This window comes from Croceitalea dokdonensis DOKDO 023 (assembly GCF_001306415.1).
Lineage (GTDB): Bacteria > Bacteroidota > Bacteroidia > Flavobacteriales > Flavobacteriaceae > Croceitalea > Croceitalea dokdonensis.
This window is the reverse complement of sequence record NZ_LDJX01000002.1, coordinates 619,625-641,904: the sequence shown is the minus strand read 5'-3', so window position 1 is coordinate 641,904 and position 22,280 is coordinate 619,625. Positions and strand designations below refer to the sequence as shown.

Sequence of the window (22,280 nt, the reverse complement as noted above, 5' to 3'; positions counted from 1 at the left end):
GAGGGGCAACAGCCTTTTATCATTCATCGAATACCGCATGCAATACTGCCAAGGATTTAGGTTTTCTAAAACCGTGCAAATGTAGCTCAAAATACAAAATCATGGATTTGAGCAGGGCGTCACGGCTTTTCTTACTGATTCTTACCTTTTTTAATGCATCAAATTTTATGCCCAACAACTGTTTGAATCCAGAAATATGTTCTGGCTGGATAAGGGGGTTTAAGGACGGGCTATGGATAAAATTTCCTTCCAGCAGGTCAAAATACGTTCCGGAGGTGTCCGATACATCTGGGTAGAAGCCCAAAAAGCTGCTTAGGTTCAACAGGAATGCCAAGTGAAAGTTGGCCATATGTTCTTGGGCATCCAGCCAGTTAAAGGCATTGATAAGATAGTTAAATAACCGTTCATCCTTTTCCTCTTCTTGAATGCTATTGCCCAACATTTCGCTTAAAAAAAGGACCAAGCTGTTTTTGACAACATCCGTATGGAGTGTTTTGTAGGGGTGAATCACCTTTACCTCGCGTATACTTTCCAGGGTGCCCCGGTTTTTATGGACAGCATTGATGTCCAACTGGGTGAGGGGTAGAAAATAAGCGGCTTTTAATTTTCCTTTTTTGGAGTTGAGCACTCCCTTGAGCAAGTAGGATTTAAGCCCGTCCGAGTAGGTATATGCCCTAACGATGAGGCTGGTATCACCATATTTTATGGCCGATAGAACAATAGCCCGGGTACGTACTTGCATGCTGTTTAACCAAAAAAAGTGAACCGTAAAGTTAGGTGTATTGCCCCTAACTCCAACGGTTCACTTTTGTATAATTTCCTAGGGGATTTAAATGACCCCTTGCGCCAGCATGGCATCCGCAACTTTAACAAAGCCAGCGATGTTTGCCCCTTTTACGTAATTACAGTAGCCATTTTCCTCTTTTCCATATTCCACGCAGGAATCATGGATATCTTCCATAATATCCTTTAATCTTTTGTCCACTTCTTCACGCGTCCAGCTAATACGCAAGGAGTTTTGGGACATTTCCAGACCAGATGTGGCCACACCTCCTGCATTGGATGCCTTTCCTGGGGCAAATAGGATGCCCGCGTCATGGAAAGCGTGGATGGCCTCTGGGGTAGATGGCATGTTCGCCCCTTCGGCCACGGCAATACACCCATTTTTTAATAAGGTCTTGGCATCGTCCCCATCCAGTTCGTTTTGGGTGGCACAAGGTAGCGCCACGTCACAAGGCACCTCCCATGGGGTTTTGCCCTTATGGAATTCTGCATTGGGGTATTCATCAACATAGGCAGAAATACGCCCACGTCTTTTGTTTTTTAAGTCCATTACAAAGGCCAATTTGCCTTCATCAATCCCGTCCTTATCATAAATATAACCACCAGAATCAGAGAGTGTGAGTACTTTACCGCCAAGTTGAAGCACTTTTTCCGCCGCATACTGCGCTACGTTCCCAGAACCGGAGATAATGACCTGTTTCCCTTCAAAAGATTTACCCTCTGTCTTTAACATGCTGTCGGCAAAGTACACTGTACCGTAGCCGGTAGCTTCTGGCCGTATTAAGGAACCGCCCCAGGACATTCCCTTGCCGGTTAGGACACCGGTGAATTCATTTCTAATTTTTTTATAGGCACCAAAAAGGAAACCAATTTCCCGTGCGCCCACACCAATATCCCCAGCGGGAACATCTGTATTGGGCCCAATGTGCCTAGATAGTTCCGTCATAAAAGCATGGCAAAAACGCATGACCTCATCGTCTGACTTTCCTTTGGGATCAAAATCCGAACCCCCTTTGCCACCGCCCATGGGCAGGGTGGTCAAACTATTTTTAAAGACTTGCTCAAAGGCCAGGAATTTTAACACACTCGCATTCACCGTAGGATGAAAACGCAGCCCGCCCTTATATGGCCCAATGGCAGAGTTCATTTGGATGCGGTACCCACGGTTTACATGGATCTCACCTTCATCATCTACCCATGCCACACGAAATGAAATCAATCGTTCTGGTTCTACCATCCGTAACAGGATGTTCTTTCCATTGTAGATTTCATTTTTGGCAATGTACGGAATCACGGTTTCGGCAACTTCTTGTACCGCCTGTATAAACTCGGGTTCATGACCGTTTCTGGTAATGACCTCGTCCATGAATGTTTTGATTTTGTCTTCCATAAAGAAATTGCTAATATGTTAAGGGCATCCCCTTTTTTATGACTGTTTTTATCGATTTACGAATATAACGGCAAAATTATGCTATTTGTATAATCCAAATCGTAAGATTTTGAAAATATTATAGGGAAATTACCTCAAGGCATTTCATTAAGGCATCTTTTGACAAACATAGGGTTTAAAGATAAGCCTCTCCTTGGTCATCATATTCCTTGACTGTAGGTATCCACTAGCCAATGGCCTGCTCTAGGTCTGCAATGAGGTCTTCCGCATCTTCGATGCCCACGCTCAGGCGAATCAAGGCATCTACCACGCCACTTTTTTCCCGTTCTTCCTTAGGGATGCTCGCATGTGTCATACTGGCTGGATGGCCCGCCAAGCTTTCTACCCCTCCCAAAGATTCTGCCAAGGTAAATACCCTAAGGCGCTCTACGATTTTAATGGCATCCTTAAAGCTGCTACCATGGGGTACAAAAGAAATCATGCCCCCATAATCATCCATTTGCGCCTTGGCAATATCATGGTTTGGGTGATTTTCAAAACCGGGCCAGTACACTTGGCCAATTTTTGGGTGCTGGGCCAAGTATTGCGCAATTTGCCTCCCATTTTCACAATGTCTTTGCATACGTACGTGCAGGGTCTTTATGCCACGAAGCGTTAAAAAGCTGTCCATAGGTCCGCAAACAGCGCCGCTGGCATTCTGTATAAAGTAGAGTTTATCTGCCAATGCCTTGTCTTTTACCACAAGGGCCCCTACCACCACATCACTATGGCCGCCCAAGTATTTGGTGGCAGAATGCATAACGATATCCGCTCCCAGATCTAATGGTCGTTGCAAATAGGGCGTAGCAAAGGTATTGTCCACGGCAAGCAATAGATGGTGTTTTTTTGCCAATGCGGCCACACCCTTGATGTCAATAACGTTCATCATGGGGTTGGTTGGTGTTTCTACCCAAAGCAGTTTGGTTTTGTCGTTGATTTTGGAGGCTATGGTCTCCAAGGACTGCATGCCAATAAAATGAAAGGTGATTCCAAATTTTTCAAAAACTTGTTTAAACAAACGATAGCTGCCGCCATAGAGGTCGTTCGTGGAAACCACCTCATCGCCAGGGTTTAACAGTTTTATGACCGCGTCAATCGCAGCTAATCCACTGGCAAAAGCCAAGCCATATTGCCCGTTTTCTATGCTGGCCAAGGAATTCTCCAAAGCTGTACGGGTTGGGTTGGCGCTCCTGCTATATTCAAAACCTTGGTGGCCACCGGGCGTGGTCTGTGCATAGGTAGAGGTCTGGTAAATGGGCGGCATCACCGCACCGTATGCCGCATCCGGTTCTTGGCCGCCATGTATGGTTTTGCTATTGAATTTTAAATCTGTTTTGCTCATGGTATCACATTTTCATTACAAAGGTATCGTTAAACTTTATCAATTCTAAGAATTGCATATCAAACACTATTTTTGATCTGCATTTAGAACAATATGAAACACTTTACCCCCTTATTTTTACTGTTGGCATTGATAAGTTGCCAAAAGGAACCAAAACTTACAATCGCACCGCTGTTACTGGAGGGAGGGGACTGCGAATCCTGCGCCCAAGTGCATATTCTGGTTCCGCAATTGCTGGATGAAACCTCCGTTGCCAAGACCATAAACACGGCTATCTCAGAGGAGTTGATTTATTTTTTAAAGTTCGATGAAGAAGAAGAGGTAAACACCGTGGAGGCGGCAATGGCCTCATTTGGGAACAGCTACCAAAAAATGGTGAAGGAGTTTGGGGCTACCGCTGCCCCTTGGGAAGCAGAGGTGCTGGGGGAAATCGCTTATGAAAGCCCGGTACTGGTCTCTTTAAAGTTGGATACCTATTCCTTTACTGGGGGCGCCCACGGATATGGGGCACGTATTTGGCTAAATTTTGATGCGGTATCCGGGAAAGAACTAGACCCCACCGAACTTTTTATGGATGTTGAAGGTTTTGCCAAAATGGTAGAAACCAACTTCCGGAGCACCTATGGCATACCCCAAAACGCCCCGATAAATAGTTCTGGATTTATGTTTGAGGAAGACACTTTTCACCTGCCGGAACATATGGGATTTACACCAACCGGCCTACAGCTCCACTACAACCAATATGAAATTGCCTCTTACGCAGACGGGCCCATTGCCTTTACCCTTCCATTTAAAGAAGTCAATGCCTTTCTTAAAGAAGCGTACCGGATAACGCCCAATTAGTTTTTTACGGCCCGGGCCAACGCCATGATGCTGCCCAAGTGCAGGCCTTCATGAAAGGCGTTAAACGCAATGGCATCCTCAACCGAGTTCAACCCAACTTTGGGCGTGGTCATATATGGTTCAAAATTCGTAAAAACACCATTTAGATAGTCTTCCTTAGTTTTTTGGGGAAGGGAAAAAAGCAATTTGGTCACCGCCTCAACTTCTTCCTTGGGGGGGATGCCCTCTGGAAAAGTTCCCTTTTTGTAACGCTCCAACACCTGGTTGGGAACGTTTACAGGCAGTCCGCTTAGTTTGTATACCAATATTTGTTCCGTGACCACCACATGGGCAATGTTCCACCAAATATTGTTGTTAAAGCCTTTTGGAATCTGGAACAAGTCCTCTTTAGGCGTGTTCTTTAGGTAATGGTACAAAAGCTTCCTGTTCTGTTGAATGATGGTAAACTGGGTTTCCACGTGCTAGGATTTAGATTTTCGCTAAAAATAGTTCAATTTGCCAGAATTGGGTTTCTTTGTACCCAGAATCAAAATAAACGCTACCCATCTCCATGGGAACCCATCTTAAAAACAGCTATCCATGAAAAAAATATTTCACCTAGAAACCTGTAAGACCTGCCAAAAAATTTTAAAGGAACTAGAACCCCTGGAAGGTGTTGAACTTAGGGAAATCAAATCAAAAGGCATAACTGAGGGGGAACTGGAGGAAATGCGGGCCCTTACGGACAGTTATGAATCTCTGTTTAGTCGCCGGGCGATGCTCTTCCGCCAAAGGGGCCTTAACACCCAAGAGTTGGCTGAGACCGATTATAAAAATTTGATATTGGAGCATTATACCTTTCTCAAAAGACCTGTTGTGGTTGTTGGCAAGGACATCTTTATTGGCAACGCCAAAAAGCAGGTAGCGGGTGGAAAAGCCGCCCTCCACGGATGAGCAAACGCACGCTGGCCTTGTTGGCGGCCATTGCGGCAACTACCATCTACGGTATTAACCATACGTTGGCCAAAGGGGTCATGCCCCACTATGTGACGCCCTTTGGGTTTATCTTTTTACGGGTGGTGGGTGCCGCCCTATTGTTTTGGGGCATCTCCGTATTTGGGCCAAGGGAAACCATAGAAAGGAAGGACTGGGGCCGTATGTTGGTTGCGGCACTGCTTGGGATGGTGATCAACATGCTCAGTTTTTTTAAAGGATTGGAACTCTCCACACCCATTAACAGTGCGGTACTGGTGACCATTAGCCCCATTATTGTGGTGCTGCTTTCCGCCTTTTTCTTAAAGGAACGGATTACATGGAACAAAGGCTTGGGCATTGCGCTGGGTTTTATTGGGGCATTGGCCTTGGTACTCTTTGGTGCCGAGCTTCGGCAAGACGCCCCTAACATCCCGTTTGGCAATTTTTTGTTTATCGTTAATGCCACCGCCTACGGGAGTTATTTGATCGTGGCGAAAAAATTGGTAGCCAAATACCACCCATTTACGCTCATGAAGTGGTTGTTCACCATTGCGGTAGTCATCAACTTTCCCTTGACCATTACAGATTTTTTACTGATAGATTGGCAGACCATGCCCCTGTGGGCCCTTGGCATCATTGCCTTTGTGATCATTGGTACCACTTTTATGACCTACCTCTTTAATGTTTTTGCCATGACGGAACTAAAGGCCAGCACTATTGGGGCCTTTATTTACGTACAGCCGCTTTTTGGTATTTTATTTGCCTTGTTTACCGGAAAGGATAGCCTTACCACCGTAAAGGTGGGGGCGGCCTTATTGGTATTGTTTGGGGTGTACCTGGCCAGTAAAAAGGTACGGGAAAAAGCGTAGTGGGGCTCTGGGTCCTTAGTGTAGCATAAGGATGTGTATGGCGTAATTGTGGTAACTTGTTGGTTGATAAACACCTTAGCTTTACTTACTGATGGCTATGAAGAAGCGCTATATATATTTTGCCGTGTGGGTTTCTGAAGGTTTAAATGCGTTGCCAGGTTTATTTGTATGAAATGAATTGTCGAATCCTAGTCAGAGTGAATTTCAGGTATGGAAAACTGGGAATACTGTTGCAAGCACTGTGTAGGAATAGGAAATAGTAGCGTTTAAAAAGAAATTAATGATTACCTCACCCCCCCTTTTTTCAAAAGTTTTTTAACTCAAAAACAGTTTTACGAGCTTACTATATGCGATTGTAGTTTTTTACACCCTTTCAATGAATGAACATCCATCTACGTCTATTAAAAATAAATGATTATTCTTGGATTCCGGTATTGGGGAAAGTCCGCTTCGCTGAAATAGATTCAACAAACTATTAGTATTGTTTTGAGTTTACATCAAAAAAAGGAAAATAATGAATATCCTATTGTAGTAGCCAAGTTTGGTTATTTTTAATATACTAGTATAGAACAAATGTTGTCTGAATTAGATAATAAAGGCCAATTGGTTTCACGGCAAATTAAGGCTTCCATAAGCTTTCAAAGACGCTTACGAATCCACCTAGAACTATGAACTTTAGCCCCAAATCCAAAAAAAATGGATAGTAACCCGTAACTTTCCATAAGGGGAGACCCTAATCTGAAAACTAAACACCAACCAAAAATAAAAGGCTAAGGAATGGGAGTTATAAAATTTTAAATACGATGTATACATGAACTGGATTTTTAAGAACGCCCACTTACTTATTTCTTTAGCCATTGTGGTTCCCACGGCAATAATTTACGGTTCACCGTCCATTCTGCCCCAACATTTAGACATTCAGGTAAACACAAAAGACCTTTCCAATATGCTAAAGGCAATAATGTGCCTTTATCTTGGAATTTGTTTGGTATGGGTTTTGGGGATTTGGAAAACGGAATATTGGAAAAATGCCACGCAATTGAATATAGTGTTTATGCTTTCCCTTGCCACCGGACGCGCTTTAAGTATGGTAACGGACGGATTGCCCACGGGAGGCTACATTTTTGGGATACTGGCAGAATGTATCATTGGCCTGCTTTCCATTTACCAACTCAAGCGATATGGTGCGGAAAGAGGTTAAAGGCCCCCAGAAAAACCAGCAGTTGACAACAACCCTTTGGGATACGGTCAAAAGCGCAGCACTAAATGGAATGATAGGTTATTTGCCCGCTACCAAACGGAATGCAAAATGCCTTTTGATCATGATGCGCCAAACATGATACCCCACATCCCAACAACTATAAAATCAACAATACATACCTTTACTTTATGAAAATTAAAAGCTGTCTTTTTTCCTTAGTTGTACTACTATATCTCTCATCTTGCAAAACAATGCCCATGACCAAGGACCAACCGTTGGACAGGGTTGTCCTAATAACAGGGGACACCTTGTACGGAAAGGTGGATTACTTTAAAGAGGGGTTTGCATGGAGTGAATTCTACAGAAAATTAAGACTAACCGATACAAAGGGAAGAAAAAAGAGGTTGAAGCTAAAAAAGGTGATTTCTTACAGCGTTAATGGTTACGATTATGAAAGCCATACCTTGGATTTAGTAACAAAATTGTTTGCAAAGGGGCGTTTTTTTGATTCCAAATACTATATAGACCAAGATGGCGAGCAACATTTTTTAAAAGTTATTTCCAAAGGAAAACTATCGCATTATGAACTGGAGTGGATAGACCGTGATAACAACGATTTGGAATCCTTGGGGTTAATTAAAAAAGCCGAACATAATTTCTTTATTCCCGCAGAGAATAGACTAGGAAGGGTAGTAAAAAAAGTGGTTAGCGACTACCTCGCAGACTGCCCGGAGCTTCAGCGTAAAATAACTGACAAGGAGATGAAGTATGTTTTTGAAGTGGTGGATTTTTACAATAAGCACTGTGAATAAGAAGCTTTGGCGCCGTACCTTATTTGGATAATACTTTAGGCAGCATAGCCAAAGAACAAGGTATACAAAGAAATGGGGCCTAAAAATAGTGCAGGTTCTTACCAAGCCCCGCCAGCGTTCAACAGCAAAGAACAATGGGATAGCCAAAACGATAAGCCACCGTATCCTTGGGAATCTTCAATTCCCCTTTTCCATTAATTTCTAACTCTAGTTCATTCTAATCAATTGGCCAAACGGTAAATTCAGCTTCATAGTTGCCACTGACCGATTGCCCATTTTCTAATTCCAAATCAAAACCAATCTTGAAGTTGGGAAAAACCTCGTCTACCGTTATGGTAACATCGGTTATATCAAATAGTTCCGAACCCGTGTCGGTATCTACCTCACCATCACCATTTAAATCAAGACCGATTTCACTATCAAGGAATAGGAATTCCCCGGCTAAGTTTGGGGCATCTCCAATATCGTCTTCTGAAAGTGGGGTATATGTAAAGCTGCCAGGACTGAACCTAGCCCTACCCGGGGCATACAATTCCAAATCAAGTCTTACGGTTTCACCACCAAAATACCAGTAGGTATATGGAATGAAGCCGATATAGATGTCAACAGCTGTAAAGACACCATCGGTAATTTTAAAATCAATATTGTAATGATTTCCTGATGTTCCCCGATTCAAAACTAGTCCTTTGTCATAACTGAAAGATTTACCTTGATATGATAGTGTGTTGCTTTGTCCAATACTAAATTCATCGTCGTTTTGGGCACTATCACAAGACCCTAAACATACCAACATTAAATATAAAATTGTTTTTAATCGAAGCGTTGGTTTAAAATGCATCGGACACCATTTTTAGGATTACACCAATAGTTTTTTAAGGTTGTCCAAATTACAATGGGACAATAGGACAAATCAATACCCGAAATCTAGTATTTTTTATATAATGAAAACCAGTAAAGTTTTGGGAAGTAGTGTGTTACATAATCTGAAACGGATTTTTATATTATTTAGGGCTTTCGGGGAACAGACTTCATGGCTTGTTTTTTTGTGGTTATGCAGAATCAGAATACTCAGGTCAAATTAGTCTCAAAGCATTGGCACCTGTTCTGGTAAGGTTTCCATTATCTCATCTTTGATTCTTACATTGGAAACGCAGGTATCAACTTGAAGCTCTATCTGATAAACCCTATCGAATCTCATAAAAGAACTATCCGAAGGAAAGGATTTCTCTCTCAATAACTTTAAAAATTTGTAGGAATCATCTAGATTCTGTTTTTCTTTTTTACTGGGAGCTATTTGATTTATATCGTTCAAATCAACCTTAATACTATTTTCTGAACCGTTGATTTCAAATTCAGACAGCTTTTGGTTCAACTCCTCTACAGTTGTTTCTTTAAGTCGAATATTCAAATTTTTCAGGGTTGTAGTTTCAAACTCCTTAATGGCCAAGAAATTTTTGTTCCCCCTGTAGCCCACTACCACAGCCACAGCTGGTTTATGTTTTGGCATGGGCATAGAGCCTGCCGGAGCATCTCCGGCATAAAATGTAATATTGTCTGCACTGTTCAAACGATACAGGCTATTTGTTGATTTGTAAAATATATAAGAGAAGATTTTGTCGTAGTTGGCACCTTCTTGTACCGTTAGTTCAAGACTTTGATAGTTCCAGTCTTTTACCTCCGTGCCCCGGTCAATATTAATCCAACCCATTTGTGTCTGCTCAAATCCGTAGGATTGCATTCGATATCGCTTCCGTTTATTCAATACTTTTTGATATTCTTTTTTTAATGAATCCAATTGCTGTTCTTCGATTTTTCGAATTTCGGTCAGTTTTTTGCTAAGTCTTTCCCTATCACGCTTGGCCTCATCCATTTTTTTAGTGTAGTGTTTTTTTAAAAGCTCAGAATTTATGGAAGTACCGGCAACCTTAGTTTTCTTTTCTTTCTGAAATGACAAGAAGTCATCCTGATATCGATTATCAACTAGAACCTCGGCTACAAGTCTATCCAACTCCCACATATTTTCATCCAAGTTGTCGATGTAGATGTCAAGCACATCTGGTCTGCAAATCTTAAACATAACTTTCAGTCTTCTTTGAAACTCCCTCGTGGCAATTAAGGTATTTTGAAAGCCATCGCTCTTAATAGCCTTTATTTTTAAAGGATTGATTCCGTATTCTGTTTTTGGCGATGAAGAGATGGTATCCAAATCTTTAGTATTCCTTTCTTCGTCGTTAAATGAATTTACTTGATTGGCATTTAAAAAAATATCTTTTGATGATTCATTGGTAAGTCTGTTGATAGCGTTTAATTGTGAAACGAGATTTTGCATATATACATCTTGGAAGTAATATAAGCTGTCTACGATTTCATCTGTTGGTTTTTCAAAAGTTCCGAAGGGGAGGCCTTTTTCTACTTCTTCCCTAAAACCATTGGGTAAAAAATCAAGGGAAAAAATATCAACGGGAATCAGTGAATTTGAAAGTGGTTTTGGTTTGACCCAATCCATGTTTCCCATACTATCGCGAATTCCTTGATAAACCATCATGTCAGGTTCAACACGATTTGTAGGAATCTCTATATAAATTGGCTTTTCAGGGTTGATTTGTAATTGCTCCCCGTCCGAGGTTGCATTCAAATAAATCATACCACCGGTTTCTAATAATTTACCTCTAGATGTGGTTGTAAGATTGGAGAGAATCATCGTATTTAGAGTTAAGCCCTCAGCTAATTCAATAGTTATATCTCCGTTTGCTTTATTCCCCTTGGCGGTAATGAGTGAACCGTTTGGTAAAATCAATAAAGTACCCTCTTTACCTTCAATAATATTATCTTTTTCTCCAGATATTTGAAAGTACTGACTTTTAACCATTGTGGCTTTAAAAGGGTCATTTATAGCGATTTTTTTTATTGGCGGGATTTTTTTCTCAAGGCAACCACTACAAATAATAAGTAGAAGGATAAAAAGTAAGTGTTTCAATTCTTTCATAAAATGTCATCGTATAGTCTGAGTCATCAAATATTGAACCATTCTTTATACTAAATCCTTGGGCACCCTCTTAAATTTTCGTGTATCTTCTTTGGTTAAGATTTTAAAATCTTCTGCCCGTTCTATTTTATCAACCGCTGCCATAAACTCATCAGGCAGAATCGTAAGTTTTCGTATTTTCAGGTCAATCCAAGCCCCCATCATTTCTGAATGGGCAAAATTCTTTCCATCGGCATCATAAAAATCATGATGAAATTCAAAGAACATCCCATCTTCACTCATGCCCTTTAACTCAGAAGAGACCTTAATGGGCTTGCCAATGAACACCTCTTTAAAATAGTAGATATGCTCGTAAAACACCACGGGTCCAATTTGGTGCTTGGCCATGGTTTTTTGGTTAAAACCCAGCTGCGCCAAGTAGGACATACGAGTATGTCCAGTGTAATTTAAATAAGCTGCATTGGCCAAATGGCGGTTGGCATCAATATCACTCCATCGGATTTCAAATTCTTTTAAAAACATAGATTTTAGATGTTAGCTTGCTGTTTTTAGAAAATCAAGAAAATTAACTTTTTTATCTTGGCTCTTGGCTCTTGGCTCTTGGCTCTTGGCTCTTGGCTCTTGGCTCTTGGCTCTTGGCTCTAATTTATATCGTCAAAGTTAAGTTTATTATGCACGCATAACAATTGATAAAAATACGCTAGCTTTGACTAAATCTAAGTGAAACACAATGAGTCTAAAAGCTTCTTTTATCAACGACCTTTCCCTACCTGCAATCGCTGCCCCTATGTTTCTAATTTCAGGCCCTAAATTGGTGGTAGAATGTTGTAAGAATGGTATTGTAGGTACGTTTCCAGCCTTAAACCAGCGTACCAGTGAAGGTTTTGAGGCATGGCTCATTGAGATAAAGACAGCGCTGCAACAATGGGAACAGGAAACGGGTAAAAAAGCGGCACCCTTTGGTGTTAACCTCATTGTACACCCTACCAATCCCAGGTTGGAGGCAGACGTAAAACTCTGTATAAAACATAAAGTGCCCTTGATCATCACCTCTTTAGGTGCGGTTTCCATGGTGATTGATGCCATACATAGTTACGGTGGCCTAGTCTTCCATGATGTTATTAAAAAACGACATGCGGAAAAAGCGGCCGAGGCCGGTGTAGACGGACTCATCCTTGTGGCCGCTGGTGCGGGAGGACACGCCGGCACCATAAACCCGATGAGCTTGGTGGCCGAGGTCAAAAAATTCTTTCATAAGACCATCATCCTTTCTGGCTGTATCTCTCGGGGCAGGGACATTGCCTCCGCCATGCAAATGGGTGCAGATTTGGCCTATATGGGCACCCGTTTCATCAATGCCAATGAGAGTAAGGCCCCCGAGGAATACAAACAGATGATCATTGCGGCAGGTGCCAGTGACGTAACGTATACCGCAGCTATTTCTGGCGTGCACGCCAACTTTTTGTCGGCCAGTTTAAAAGCCGCCGGCATTACTGAGGAAGACTTAAAAAAGGATACCAAAATAGATTTTGGCAAAGAGCTGGATACCGAGGCAAAGGCTTGGAAGACCATCTGGTCCGCAGGGCAGGGCGTAACCACTATTGATAAAACCATGCCGGTAAAGGAACTGGTTGCAGAGTTAAAGCTGGAGTTCAAAGCCGCCATTGAGGAGCAGGCCAAACTTTTGGAGCGTTTCCCCAAAGAATAAAAGCATAGCATGCCGCTCGTCCCATCAGATTATCAGCCGCCCTTCCTATTCAGAAATGGGCACTTTTCCACCATTTATTCCGGGGTGTTCAGAAAAATCCACGGCCTTGTGCAAAAGCGGGAAAGGGTAGTCTTGCCAGATGGTGATTTTCTGGACCTGGATTGGAGTGAAAGTTCCCGGCCCACATCAAAACTCGTCATCCTAGTGCATGGCCTGGAAGGGGACGCACAACGCCATTACATAACGGGTAGCGCCAAACAGTTTAATTTAGATGGCTATGATGCCTGTGCCATCAATCTTAGGGGTTGTAGTGGAGTGCCCAATAACATGTACCGTTCTTATCATTCCGGGGCTACGGAAGATTTACAGTCTGTTATTGCGCACGTTATTGCCCAGGGAAATTACAACGCCCTATATCTTATGGGTTTTAGCCTGGGAGGAAACCTGATCATGAAATATCTGGGGGACACCAAAACATTGCCATCCCGTCTTAAGGCAGCCGTTGGGGTTTCCGTGCCCTGCGATTTAAAGAGTGCCTGTGACGAGCTGTTAAAATCTAAAAATGTACTCTATTCCAAAAGGTTTAAAAAGCACCTTTTGGCCAAATTACATGAAAAAAGAAAGAAATTTCCAGACCGTATAACAGTGGAATCCATCCAATCCATAGCGACCTTAAAAGACTTTGATGACGTCTATACCGGTCCTGCACATGGATTTAGGGACGCTTTGGATTATTATGCCCAATGTAGCTGCGCTCCCGTACTTAACAACATACAGCTTCCCAGCCTAATCATCAACGCCAAAAATGATTCCTTTCTAGGGCCTAGCTGTTACCCAATAGCGCAGGCCGCTGCCAATGATAAGCTGTATTTGGAAATGCCAGACTTTGGGGGGCATGTTGGGTTTTGGGGCAAACGGAATGTGAGCTATGTAGAAATGCGGGCCGTCCGCTTTTTTAATGAACTTACGTAAAGTAGCTATTTTCCACTATCTTTAATTCTACCATTAACGTTATTATGTTTTGTAAAGTTGGCTGGCTATTGGCATTCACTTGCCTTTTGTGTTCTTGTGTGGAAGACCGTTCCTTTGAGGTACCAGATGCTGCTTGTACCACTACTTTGGTATCCAACGCCACGTTTTCACAGGTTAAATCCCTGTATCAGGATGGGTTGATTCAGATTCAGGAAGATTGGGTTATAGAGGGCTTTGTAGTTTCCTCGGATGAGGCCAGTAATTTTTTTAGCGTTTTGCATTTTCAAGATAACCCTAGCAATCCTACCGAAGGATTTCAGATTTCCATTGATGTGCGCGATACCCATTTATTTTATCCGGTTGGCACTAAAATTTTCATTAAACTTAAGGGACTGTATCTTGGTCAAACCAGAGGGGTTTTTCGCTTAGGTGGAACCTTTGCCGCCTTTGGCACCACCTCTGTGGGCAGATTGCCCGCTCTAAAGGTGCCAGAGCATATTTTTGTCTCATGCGATCAAGCTGCTGGGATAGTCCCAACACCCACTAACATTTCCACAATAATGGATCGCCAGATAAACACCCTGGTGACCTTTGACCAGTTGGAATTTGCCGCAGCTGAAATAGGGCTGCCCTTTGCATCGGCCGCAGCGGAAACCGAACGCACCCTAACCGATTGCGAGGACAATGAATTACTGCTGGTCAACAGTGGTTTTTCAGATTTTCAGGCAGATGCCCTTCCTTCTGGAAATGGACGTATTACCGGAGTGTTGCTAAAAGAAAACGATGATTTTCAGCTGGCCATACGCACCTTAGGGGATATGGACTTTCAGTCAGAACGTTGTGAAGATGTGGTTACGGAGTTTACCTCCAACCGCATTTTTTTTAGTGAACTGGCAGACCCCGATAATAACGCCTCAGCAAGGTTTTTAGAACTGTACAATGCAGGTGACTCCGATCTTGATTTAAACGGCTGGCAGATTAGAAGGTATACCAATGCCAATACGGAGGTCAGTTCCACTATTGACCTTTCTGGTTTGATTATTACCGCCCAGAGCACTTTGGTGATTTCCCCCAACGCTGGAGTATTTGAGACCGTTTATGGATTCTTGCCAGACCTTGCCGTAGGTACCAATAGTCCCGCAGATTCCAATGGGGATGATAATTTGGAGTTGATAGACCCTTTTGGAACGGTCATAGACGTTTTTGGGGTAATTGGTATGGATGGCACCGGCACCAACCATGAATTTGAGGATGGCAGGGCCAACCGCAGGGAAGCTATTCTTATGGGAAGTCCGCTGTATACATTTGGTGAATGGCTTATTTTCAATGACTCTGGAGACGCAGGAACTACCAATTTGCCCCAAATGGCCCCTGAGGATTTTACACCAGGGATACGCTAATTAGCATCGTTTTTGTAAAAAGGAAACCGCTCTTTTTTATAACTTGGGCCTTATTTGGACATTAGAGCATGTTCTACTGGCTAAAGGCTGTTCAGCTTCACAAAAATTTAGTAGCGCTTATGGATGATAAGGAAATTCTTTTCACTGAAATACGAAACGGAAATTTTAAAAAGGTATCGGAATTATTGGAAAAAAATGCCCAATTGGTTCGGATTAGGGATGAACGTGGCTCAACCCCCCTGATTTTGGCCACCTATTACGGCCATGCAGCTATTGCCAACCTTTTATTGGAAAAAGGAGCATCCGTGGATGCAACGGACGGTTCTGGAAATACGGCCCTTATGGGGGTATGTTTTAAGGGGTTCTACGAAATTGCCAAGACCTTGGTCGGTGCTGGTGCCAATGTTAATGTCGTAAATGCCATGGGAAGTACCTGTTTAATTTATGCCGCAACCTTTAATAAGCTGGAAATTGCCAGGTTGCTGCTGGATCATGGGGCCAATGTCCATACCAAGGACGCTCGCGGCCAAAAGGCCTTGGACCATGCGGAGTCCCAAGAAGCTACGGAAATGATCGCCTTGTTAACCTCGTATTCCTAGCTTATGTCTCCAAAGGAACAGTTAGATGTCGTAAAACGAATCAAAGCCATAGCAGAAATGGGTTTGGTCTATGTGGAAGACCCCTATGATGAAGAACGATACCAAGAACTCAGGGAAATCAGTTTAAAATTAATGGCGCATCTAGCCGATGTTCCCTTTGCCCAGATAGATGGGTTTTTTATCCCTCAATTGGACTATCCCACCCCAAAAGTAGATGTCAGGGGTTTTGTGATGAATGATAAGCACGAGATTTTAATGGCCAAGGAGAGCGTGGACAACAAATGGACCATCCCGGGCGGCTGGGCAGACATTGGCAATACGCCCAAGGAAGTGGTCATCAAGGAGATTAAGGAAGAAACGGGAATAGATGCCGAGGTGGTTCGCTTGCTGGCCATTTATGACAAGCAACGGCACAGGCATCCCGCAGAGCCGTACTATATTTATAAATTGATGTTTCTATGCAAAGCAACGGGCGGAGAACTGCAAGCAGGTTTTGATATGCGCGGGGCAGACTATTTTCCCTTGGACAACTTACCGGAACTGTCCGAGGAGCGTATCCTCGAAAGCCAATTAAGACATTTGTATGACTTGGTGATGAACAACGTCCAGACCACTTACGTGGATTAAAAACGGAAAAGATGGACAACAGTATTCAAATAGCCCTGGTACAAACGCCACTTCTTTGGGAAGACCCAGCCGGAAACCGAAAGGTCTTGGAAAGAAAAATAGCTGAGGTAGCACAGCAAGTAGACCTTTTTGTCCTCCCCGAAATGTTTACCACCGGTTTTACCATGCACCCCAAAAACTTGGATGCCAAGGAGGGTGTTATCACTGTTGCCTGGATGCAAGGTCTTGCCAAAAAGCACCTTGCCGCCATCACAGGAAGCATTGTTTTTTTTGAGAACGGCAAGTGGTTTAACAGGCTTTTCTTTGTGTACCCAGATGGGAACTACATCACCTATGATAAAAAGCATACGTTTACCCTGGCAGGGGAAGACAAGGTCTATACCGCTGGCCAAGAGCGTGTTTTAATCCCGTATAAGGGATTTAGTATTTGTCCGTTGATCTGTTATGACCTTCGTTTTCCGGTATGGGCAAGGAATACGGACAACTACGATATCCTGCTCTATGTGGCCAATTGGCCAAAACCAAGGATTAAGGCTTGGGATGCGCTCCTAAAAGCAAGGGCCATAGAGAATATGAGCTATGTTGTTGGGGTCAATAGAATAGGGGATGATGCGGAAGGCCATGAATATCCGGGACACTCTGCCGTTTATGATGTTTATGGCCATTCCATGGTCCATTCCGTAGCGGAGGAGGTTTTGGTGGTGCGTTTGGAAAAGGGCGCTTTGGAAGCGGCAAGAAGGAAACTACGGTTTTTGGAAGATAGGGATAGCTTTACATTTACCTGACAGTTGCATGGCAATTGACCTTATTCACGAATAATAAAGGTCTCGTTGTACAAAGAAAAAGCCCTGACATCTATCATATCCGGATAGTATTTTACAATTTCTGGTTGCCGGTTTTTTAAATAGTTTCCCGTATCCCATTTTTGGTTGCCATTGCTATCAAAAACAACCCTAAACCCATATTTGGAGGGTTGCAAATTATTGAATTCAATAGGTTTGGGAGCATCGGTGTAGCGTTCATCAAGGGTTTCCCCCTTATCATCAATTAACTGCACAATGACAGGGTATACCACTTGGCCTTCCAGATTAATGGTGAGGTCTCCCAAGTCTGCCAATGCCGCTGTGCTTGGGTTATAGCGTAAGGTATCGTTCTCCTCACCAAAAAAGTCCTTTATGGCACCTGGGAGCAACTCAATATAATATTTTGTTTTTTCCTCCTTCTCAAAATCAACGTTCACCATATTTTTTATACTATCTATGGCCATCTTAAACCCAAGCATGGTAGAATCTTCCTTCATAACGGATACCAAACTGGTATCTATTTCCACAATTGGTGTACTGGCGTTTATGAAAAAGGGCTTTTTAAAATCCAAAGAACGGCCTTGCCCAGGGGACAGGGTAAGGGTGTCCATGGGGAGTTTTCTCGTTTTTACGGTAAAGGTGTCCCTCAGTTTTAATTTTTCGTTGGTGACCGTAAAGATGATGGAATCGATATCCGTTGGGGTCAGCCAAAAATTTATGGTGTCTTTTTCCCTATCCTTGTTTATATAGGTCTTTACGGAATCTGGGAGCTGCGTAAGGGTCTGTATCTTAAAGTCTTTTTCATCACCTGCATAACCAAACAGAATATGGTTTTTTGCCACGTAACTGGGTACGGAAACCTTATAATCTGGTTCCTCCAAAAACTGGTTGAGCAAGTACACAGAATCCGTTGGCAGGGAAATGGTATCGCTTAAAAAACCAATCTTGTCCACCCTTTGGTCAAATACATTGTTTTTGCCTTTGTCCGTTATGGCAAACAGGGCATATTTTCCAGCTTTTAAATTTTTTAAGGTAAAAAAGGGGACACTGTCAAACGTATTGGTGATGTAGTTGGGTGGATACTTGTAAATGGTGGAGTCCGTGTAAGTGGTATCCATCGCATAAAGCATGACGCTCACAAATTGGTCTGCCGTTCTGTTGTAGGCATCCTTTACCGCTCCGGACAATTGTAGGCTATCCAAATAGTCTCCCGTAGAGAATACATAACTTAAAAAACTGGCGGGATTGCCCTCATTGTGGTCTACAATACTTTGTCCAAAATTAATGGTGTAGGTGGTGTTTTCTCGCAGGGTATCCTTCAAGATAATTTCAATGAATTTACTGGCACCACCAAGTGGCTTTATTTGTGGGGTATATTTTAGGGGCGGCGATACAATAAGCTGGCTTTGTACGTCCTTTAACTTTATGTACTCATCAAAATACAATCTTATTTTTTTGGCCTTAAAGTTCGTGGTTCTATTGGCAGGCTCGGATTTTAACAACACAGGGGGTGTCACATCTTTTGGTCCTCCGGTAGGGTTCCCCTTTTGGGCGCATTGCCAAAAGGCAAAAACCGCAACAATAAGAAAAACAAAACTTAGACCGCGTTGTACAGAGCGCATGGAGAATACTCACTTAATTAAGGAACAAAGAAACAATTTATTCTAGGAACCCGAGGAACCTTTTTCCAATTCTTAACGAATTGCATTGCTATGGAACTATGGCCATGGTGGCCACATAAACCTCGGATACTTGGGCATCCAGAAGGGCCCTTGCGCAGACTTCAATGGTTGCCCCCGTAGTGATGACATCATCTACCAACAAGACCTTTTTTCCGGTTAGTACGTTGGTCTTTTTGGCCTTAAATAAGCTTTGTTGCTCTTGCCAACGTTCTATACGGCTTTTTTTGGTCTGGGTTTTGGTATTGGCTGTTTTGGTAAGCACATCCTCCAAGAAGGTAGCGTTAATGGCCGTGGCTATTTGTTTCCCAAATCCGGTAACTTGGTTATAGCCCCGTTTTCTTAATTTTTTGGGGTGCAATGGTACAGGGACCACATAATCTATTTCTGGCAATGAACCATCTTCTGCCAGCAGCGCACCATACCATGAGCCCAAAAAAATCCCAATGTGACTTTGGTTTTTATATTTTAACTGATGCAGCAGGTTTTTCACGATACCAATGGAAGAAAAATAGAGGAAGGAACTGGCTTTTTTAATGGGTACCCTACCATAAAAAATACGGTCTACATGGTTTTCCTGGCTAAAATTGTACTCGGTAAGTGGTAATTCATATCGGCAAGTGGTGCAGAGCAGTTCCTCTCCACCGATTAATTGTACATTACATCCAAAACATGCGGGTGGCAATAGTATGCTATTTATAGCGTTTATTATCTTTGAAAGCTTAGTGCCAAACATATCTTATACCTACTTTTAACCTATAATGCAGTCTCAAGATACCAATTTCAACTATAAAATTATTGTGGCCGCCTTGGCCGCAGTGATTATTGCATTGCTCATGGCGTTCTACTACAGCTATGCGCAATCCAAAACGGAATTGAATTATCTGGAGGATGAGAAGAAGTTGTTGGTAAAGGAAATGACCCTGATCAAAACGGAATTGAACCGATTATCAGCTGAAAACGAAATCAATGAAATAGATTTACGGGATTCCCAAAGTGAGGTGCAACAATTGTTGGATTCTGTGGGTAGGTTAAACTTTAGCATTGCCAAACTCCGGGACAGCCAAAAGGCACTCAGGAAATTGGAGATGCAGTTTGATAGCCTAAAGGTGAAGAATAACTTTTTACAATACAACAATACCCTTCTTGCAGAAAAATACGAACGTACCAGAAAACAGATTGAAGAGTTAAAAGGGGTCACTAGCTCCTTGCAAGAGGCAGAGGCCCTTGCACGTTTAAAGAACAAGGAACTGGCCAAAGAACTAAAAATAAAGAGCTACCTAAAACTACAAAATCCAGAGGGCTCAGGGTTTAGGGTACGCTCTGGTAGGCCGTTAAAGACCAATAAGGCCTCTACCATTGAAAAATTAAGGGGTTGCGTTACCATTTTGGGAGATGCAAGCAATGATAGTGACATCAAAGTGCTGTATTTACAGTTTCTAACTCCTGAAATGAAGGTGATAGAGCATAACGCCAATGTGGTCAATGTGGCCGGTAATACCTATAGCAAGCGTACCGAGGTCATGTATGACGGTAAGGAAATAAGCATCTGCGATGCCATCACGGTACCGGAAGGCTCGTTGGAGCCGGGAATATATACCCTCAATGTTTTTGAAGATGAGCGCTTACTTTCTTCTTCAGAATTTCAGCTAAAATAACTTTCCCTCTTTTTGGGCATTGTTTTACATTTGCCCCATGGCAAACCAAGAAGACATTTTTAAGAAGGTAATTTCACATGCTAAGGAATACGGCTATGTTTTCCAATCCAGTGAAATTTATGACGGTTTAAGTGCAGTCTATGACTATGCCCAAAATGGGGTAGAACTCAAAAAGAACATTCGGGAATATTGGTGGCAGGCCATGGTACAGCTCAATGATAATATCGTTGGGTTGGATGCTGCCATATTCATGCACCCAACCACTTGGAAAGCCTCTGGTCACGTAGATGCCTTTAATGACCCTTTGATTGACAACAAAGATTCAAAAAAGCGGTATAGGGCAGATGTTTTGGTAGAGGATTATGTCGCCAAGATTGAGTCCAAGATAGATAAAGAGGTAAATAAGGCTGCAAAGCGTTTTGGTGATAGTTTTAACAAGCAACAGTTTCTGGAAACCAATCAGCGGGTATTGGATTACCAAGCCAAGGCAGACGGAATTCTTAAACGTCTGGGGAAATCATTGGAAAATGAAGATTTGGCCGATGTCAAAGCGCTGATTGAGGAATTGGAAATCGCATGCCCATTATCAGGTTCCAAGAACTGGACAGATGTAAAACAGTTTAACCTTATGTTTGGCACCAAGCTGGGTGCTTCCGCAGATTCTGCCATGGACCTGTATCTGAGGCCCGAAACAGCACAAGGCATTTTTGTGAATTTCTTGAACGTGCAGAAGTCCGGGAGGATGAAAATTCCCTTTGGTATTGCCCAAACAGGGAAAGCTTTTAGAAATGAAATTGTAGCAAGGCAGTTTATTTTTAGGATGCGTGAGTTTGAGCAAATGGAAATGCAATTTTTCATAAAGCCCGGTACGCAAAAGGAGTGGTACGATACTTGGAAAGAAAAACGTCTTAACTGGCATTTGTCATTGGGCATGGGCGCGGATAACTACCGCTTTCATGACCACGAAAAATTGGCCCATTATGCAGATGCGGCATCGGATATCGAATTCAAGTTCCCATTTGGGTTTAAGGAGCTGGAAGGTATCCATTCCAGAACGGATTTTGATTTAAGTCAACATGAAAAACATTCTGGTAAAAAACTGCAATATTTTGACCCCGAAGAAAACAAAAGCTATGTGCCCTATGTGTTAGAAACTTCCATTGGATTGGACCGCATGTTTCTAGCGGTTTTTTCCAATTCCCTGCTAGAAGAAGAATTGGACAACAACACAACACGAACCGTGTTAAAATTACCAGCCGTATTGGCCCCTACCAAAGCTGCTATTTTACCTTTGCTAAAACGTGATGGCTTGCCAGAAGTGGCCAAAAAGTTGGTAGATGAATTAAAGTGGGATTTTAACGTTGCGTATGATGAAAAGGATGCAGTAGGGCGCCGTTACCGCAGGCAGGATGCCAATGGAACGCCATTTTGCGTTACCGTGGACCACCAGACCTTGGAAGATGAAACAGTGACCATTCGCCACCGGGACAGCATGGAACAGCAGCGTGTTAAGCTGGATAAGGTAAAGGGCATCATTGCCAAAGAGGTGGATATGCGGGAATGGTTAAAGCGGATTTAAGCATCTTGCTTTGTATGATTCCGTTGTGGAATCTTT

Annotated in this window: 22 protein-coding genes; 13 read left to right on the top strand and 9 right to left on the bottom strand. The window is 42.7% G+C overall.

The window, feature by feature from the left end; translation table 11 throughout:
- Positions 1-19 precede the first annotated feature (19 nt).
- The 3 genes from recO to I595_RS06375 all read right to left on the bottom strand — a co-directional run bounded on the left by recO (position 20) and on the right by I595_RS06375 (position 3,554).
- Positions 20-742 (bottom strand): DNA repair protein RecO, encoded by a 723-nt coding sequence (gene recO / locus I595_RS06385; RefSeq protein WP_054558537.1) that lies wholly within the window; start codon positions 740-742, stop codon positions 20-22.
- 87 nt (positions 743-829) lie between these two features.
- Positions 830-2,173: an NADP-specific glutamate dehydrogenase gene (gene gdhA, locus I595_RS06380; RefSeq protein ID WP_054558536.1), complete on the bottom strand. Its 1,344-nt coding sequence runs from the start codon at positions 2,171-2,173 to the stop codon at positions 830-832.
- Positions 2,174-2,399: 226 nt separating this feature from the next.
- Positions 2,400-3,554, bottom strand: coding sequence for a cystathionine gamma-synthase (locus I595_RS06375; protein ID WP_054558535.1), 1,155 nt, complete (start codon positions 3,552-3,554; stop codon positions 2,400-2,402).
- 93 nt (positions 3,555-3,647) lie between these two features.
- Here I595_RS06375 and I595_RS06370 point away from each other — a divergent pair, with 93 nt between their 5' ends.
- Positions 3,648-4,397: a DUF3298 and DUF4163 domain-containing protein gene (locus tag I595_RS06370; protein ID WP_054558534.1), complete on the top strand. Its 750-nt coding sequence runs from the start codon at positions 3,648-3,650 to the stop codon at positions 4,395-4,397.
- Here the strand turns inward: I595_RS06370 and I595_RS06365 are convergent.
- Entirely contained in the window at positions 4,394-4,855 is a 462-nt protein-coding gene (locus I595_RS06365; RefSeq protein WP_054558533.1) for a DinB family protein, read from the bottom strand. The genes I595_RS06370 and I595_RS06365 overlap by 4 nt on opposite strands.
- Positions 4,856-4,976: 121 nt before the next feature.
- Here I595_RS06365 and I595_RS06360 point away from each other — a divergent pair, with 121 nt between their 5' ends.
- The 4 genes from I595_RS06360 to I595_RS06345 all read left to right on the top strand — a co-directional run bounded on the left by I595_RS06360 (position 4,977) and on the right by I595_RS06345 (position 8,233).
- Complete coding sequence (locus I595_RS06360; protein WP_054558532.1) at positions 4,977-5,330, top strand: arsenate reductase family protein; 354 nt, start codon at positions 4,977-4,979, stop codon at positions 5,328-5,330.
- Positions 5,327-6,220: a DMT family transporter gene (locus tag I595_RS06355; RefSeq protein WP_054558531.1), complete on the top strand. Its 894-nt coding sequence runs from the start codon at positions 5,327-5,329 to the stop codon at positions 6,218-6,220. Before I595_RS06360 ends, I595_RS06355 begins: the two co-directional genes overlap by 4 nt.
- 811 nt (positions 6,221-7,031) lie before the next feature.
- Positions 7,032-7,421 (top strand): DUF4345 domain-containing protein, encoded by a 390-nt coding sequence (locus I595_RS06350; RefSeq protein ID WP_054558530.1) that lies wholly within the window; start codon positions 7,032-7,034, stop codon positions 7,419-7,421.
- A gap of 257 nt (positions 7,422-7,678) precedes the next feature.
- Positions 7,679-8,233, top strand: a complete 555-nt coding sequence (locus I595_RS06345) for a hypothetical protein (protein ID WP_157449664.1) — start codon at positions 7,679-7,681, stop codon at positions 8,231-8,233.
- Positions 8,234-8,450: 217 nt separating this feature from the next.
- Here I595_RS06345 and I595_RS06340 read toward each other — a convergent pair whose 3' ends face one another.
- The 3 genes from I595_RS06340 to I595_RS06330 form a co-directional block, all read right to left on the bottom strand.
- Positions 8,451-9,026, bottom strand: a complete 576-nt coding sequence (locus tag I595_RS06340; RefSeq protein WP_054558528.1) for a hypothetical protein — start codon at positions 9,024-9,026, stop codon at positions 8,451-8,453.
- A gap of 291 nt (positions 9,027-9,317) precedes the next feature.
- Positions 9,318-11,219: a hypothetical protein gene (locus I595_RS06335; protein ID WP_054558527.1), complete on the bottom strand. Its 1,902-nt coding sequence runs from the start codon at positions 11,217-11,219 to the stop codon at positions 9,318-9,320.
- A 45-nt stretch (positions 11,220-11,264) separates the two neighbouring features.
- Positions 11,265-11,741 (bottom strand): acyl-CoA thioesterase, encoded by a 477-nt coding sequence (locus tag I595_RS06330; RefSeq protein WP_054558526.1) that lies wholly within the window; start codon positions 11,739-11,741, stop codon positions 11,265-11,267.
- A gap of 208 nt (positions 11,742-11,949) precedes the next feature.
- Between I595_RS06330 and I595_RS06325 the strand changes: the two genes are divergently transcribed.
- The 6 genes from I595_RS06325 to I595_RS06300 all read left to right on the top strand — a co-directional run bounded on the left by I595_RS06325 (position 11,950) and on the right by I595_RS06300 (position 17,310).
- The gene (locus I595_RS06325; RefSeq protein WP_054558525.1) at positions 11,950-12,927 is read left to right on the top strand and encodes an NAD(P)H-dependent flavin oxidoreductase; all 978 of its coding nucleotides are present in this window, start codon (positions 11,950-11,952) and stop codon (positions 12,925-12,927) included.
- Between the two features lie 9 nt (positions 12,928-12,936).
- Positions 12,937-13,899 (top strand): YheT family hydrolase, encoded by a 963-nt coding sequence (locus I595_RS06320; protein WP_054558524.1) that lies wholly within the window; start codon positions 12,937-12,939, stop codon positions 13,897-13,899.
- 44 nt (positions 13,900-13,943) lie between these two features.
- Complete coding sequence (locus I595_RS06315; RefSeq protein ID WP_054558523.1) at positions 13,944-15,299, top strand: DUF5689 domain-containing protein; 1,356 nt, start codon at positions 13,944-13,946, stop codon at positions 15,297-15,299.
- Positions 15,300-15,418: 119 nt separating this feature from the next.
- Positions 15,419-15,898 carry an ankyrin repeat domain-containing protein gene (locus tag I595_RS06310; RefSeq protein ID WP_054558710.1) on the top strand — a complete coding sequence of 160 codons (480 nt, stop codon included), beginning with the start codon at positions 15,419-15,421 and terminating at the stop codon, positions 15,896-15,898.
- A 3-nt stretch (positions 15,899-15,901) separates the two neighbouring features.
- Positions 15,902-16,525: an NUDIX hydrolase gene (locus I595_RS06305; protein ID WP_054558522.1), complete on the top strand. Its 624-nt coding sequence runs from the start codon at positions 15,902-15,904 to the stop codon at positions 16,523-16,525.
- A gap of 11 nt (positions 16,526-16,536) precedes the next feature.
- On the top strand, positions 16,537-17,310 hold the full coding sequence (locus I595_RS06300; protein WP_054558521.1) for a nitrilase family protein: 774 nt from the start codon (positions 16,537-16,539) through the stop codon (positions 17,308-17,310).
- A gap of 20 nt (positions 17,311-17,330) precedes the next feature.
- On the opposite strand, the gene I595_RS06295 is transcribed toward I595_RS06300, so the two are convergent.
- Together I595_RS06295 and I595_RS06290 are read right to left on the bottom strand one after the other, a co-directional pair.
- Positions 17,331-18,950, bottom strand: coding sequence for an Ig-like domain-containing domain (locus I595_RS06295; RefSeq protein ID WP_054558520.1), 1,620 nt, complete (start codon positions 18,948-18,950; stop codon positions 17,331-17,333).
- A gap of 88 nt (positions 18,951-19,038) precedes the next feature.
- Entirely contained in the window at positions 19,039-19,692 is a 654-nt protein-coding gene (locus I595_RS06290) for a ComF family protein (protein ID WP_245628236.1), read from the bottom strand.
- A 76-nt stretch (positions 19,693-19,768) separates the two neighbouring features.
- Between I595_RS06290 and I595_RS06285 the strand changes: the two genes are divergently transcribed.
- Both I595_RS06285 and I595_RS06280 read left to right on the top strand, forming a co-directional pair.
- Entirely contained in the window at positions 19,769-20,665 is an 897-nt protein-coding gene (locus tag I595_RS06285; protein WP_054558518.1) for a hypothetical protein, read from the top strand.
- Positions 20,666-20,702: 37 nt separating this feature from the next.
- Positions 20,703-22,244 carry a glycine--tRNA ligase gene (locus tag I595_RS06280; RefSeq protein WP_054558517.1) on the top strand — a complete coding sequence of 514 codons (1,542 nt, stop codon included), beginning with the start codon at positions 20,703-20,705 and terminating at the stop codon, positions 22,242-22,244.
- Positions 22,245-22,280: the final 36 nt, after the last annotated feature.

What these genes read in the sequence shown, in the direction of transcription:
- recO (WP_054558537.1), bottom strand. Translation starts at nt 742, where the DNA reads ATGCAAGTACGTACCCGGGCTATTGTTCTATCGGCCATAAAATATGGT.
- gdhA (WP_054558536.1), bottom strand. Translation starts at nt 2,173, where the DNA reads ATGGAAGACAAAATCAAAACATTCATGGACGAGGTCATTACCAGAAAC.
- I595_RS06375 (WP_054558535.1), bottom strand. Translation starts at nt 3,554, where the DNA reads ATGAGCAAAACAGATTTAAAATTCAATAGCAAAACCATACATGGCGGC.
- I595_RS06370 (WP_054558534.1), top strand. Translation starts at nt 3,648, where the DNA reads ATGAAACACTTTACCCCCTTATTTTTACTGTTGGCATTGATAAGTTGC.
- I595_RS06360 (WP_054558532.1), top strand. Translation starts at nt 4,977, where the DNA reads ATGAAAAAAATATTTCACCTAGAAACCTGTAAGACCTGCCAAAAAATT.
- I595_RS06355 (WP_054558531.1), top strand. Translation starts at nt 5,327, where the DNA reads ATGAGCAAACGCACGCTGGCCTTGTTGGCGGCCATTGCGGCAACTACC.
- I595_RS06350 (WP_054558530.1), top strand. Translation starts at nt 7,032, where the DNA reads ATGAACTGGATTTTTAAGAACGCCCACTTACTTATTTCTTTAGCCATT.
- I595_RS06345 (WP_157449664.1), top strand. Translation starts at nt 7,679, where the DNA reads ATGACCAAGGACCAACCGTTGGACAGGGTTGTCCTAATAACAGGGGAC.
- I595_RS06340 (WP_054558528.1), bottom strand. Translation starts at nt 9,026, where the DNA reads ATGTTGGTATGTTTAGGGTCTTGTGATAGTGCCCAAAACGACGATGAA.
- I595_RS06335 (WP_054558527.1), bottom strand. Translation starts at nt 11,219, where the DNA reads ATGAAAGAATTGAAACACTTACTTTTTATCCTTCTACTTATTATTTGT.
- I595_RS06330 (WP_054558526.1), bottom strand. Translation starts at nt 11,741, where the DNA reads ATGTTTTTAAAAGAATTTGAAATCCGATGGAGTGATATTGATGCCAAC.
- I595_RS06325 (WP_054558525.1), top strand. Translation starts at nt 11,950, where the DNA reads ATGAGTCTAAAAGCTTCTTTTATCAACGACCTTTCCCTACCTGCAATC.
- I595_RS06320 (WP_054558524.1), top strand. Translation starts at nt 12,937, where the DNA reads ATGCCGCTCGTCCCATCAGATTATCAGCCGCCCTTCCTATTCAGAAAT.
- I595_RS06315 (WP_054558523.1), top strand. Translation starts at nt 13,944, where the DNA reads ATGTTTTGTAAAGTTGGCTGGCTATTGGCATTCACTTGCCTTTTGTGT.
- I595_RS06310 (WP_054558710.1), top strand. Translation starts at nt 15,419, where the DNA reads ATGGATGATAAGGAAATTCTTTTCACTGAAATACGAAACGGAAATTTT.
- I595_RS06305 (WP_054558522.1), top strand. Translation starts at nt 15,902, where the DNA reads ATGTCTCCAAAGGAACAGTTAGATGTCGTAAAACGAATCAAAGCCATA.
- I595_RS06300 (WP_054558521.1), top strand. Translation starts at nt 16,537, where the DNA reads ATGGACAACAGTATTCAAATAGCCCTGGTACAAACGCCACTTCTTTGG.
- I595_RS06295 (WP_054558520.1), bottom strand. Translation starts at nt 18,950, where the DNA reads ATGCGCTCTGTACAACGCGGTCTAAGTTTTGTTTTTCTTATTGTTGCG.
- I595_RS06285 (WP_054558518.1), top strand. Translation starts at nt 19,769, where the DNA reads ATGCAGTCTCAAGATACCAATTTCAACTATAAAATTATTGTGGCCGCC.
- I595_RS06280 (WP_054558517.1), top strand. Translation starts at nt 20,703, where the DNA reads ATGGCAAACCAAGAAGACATTTTTAAGAAGGTAATTTCACATGCTAAG.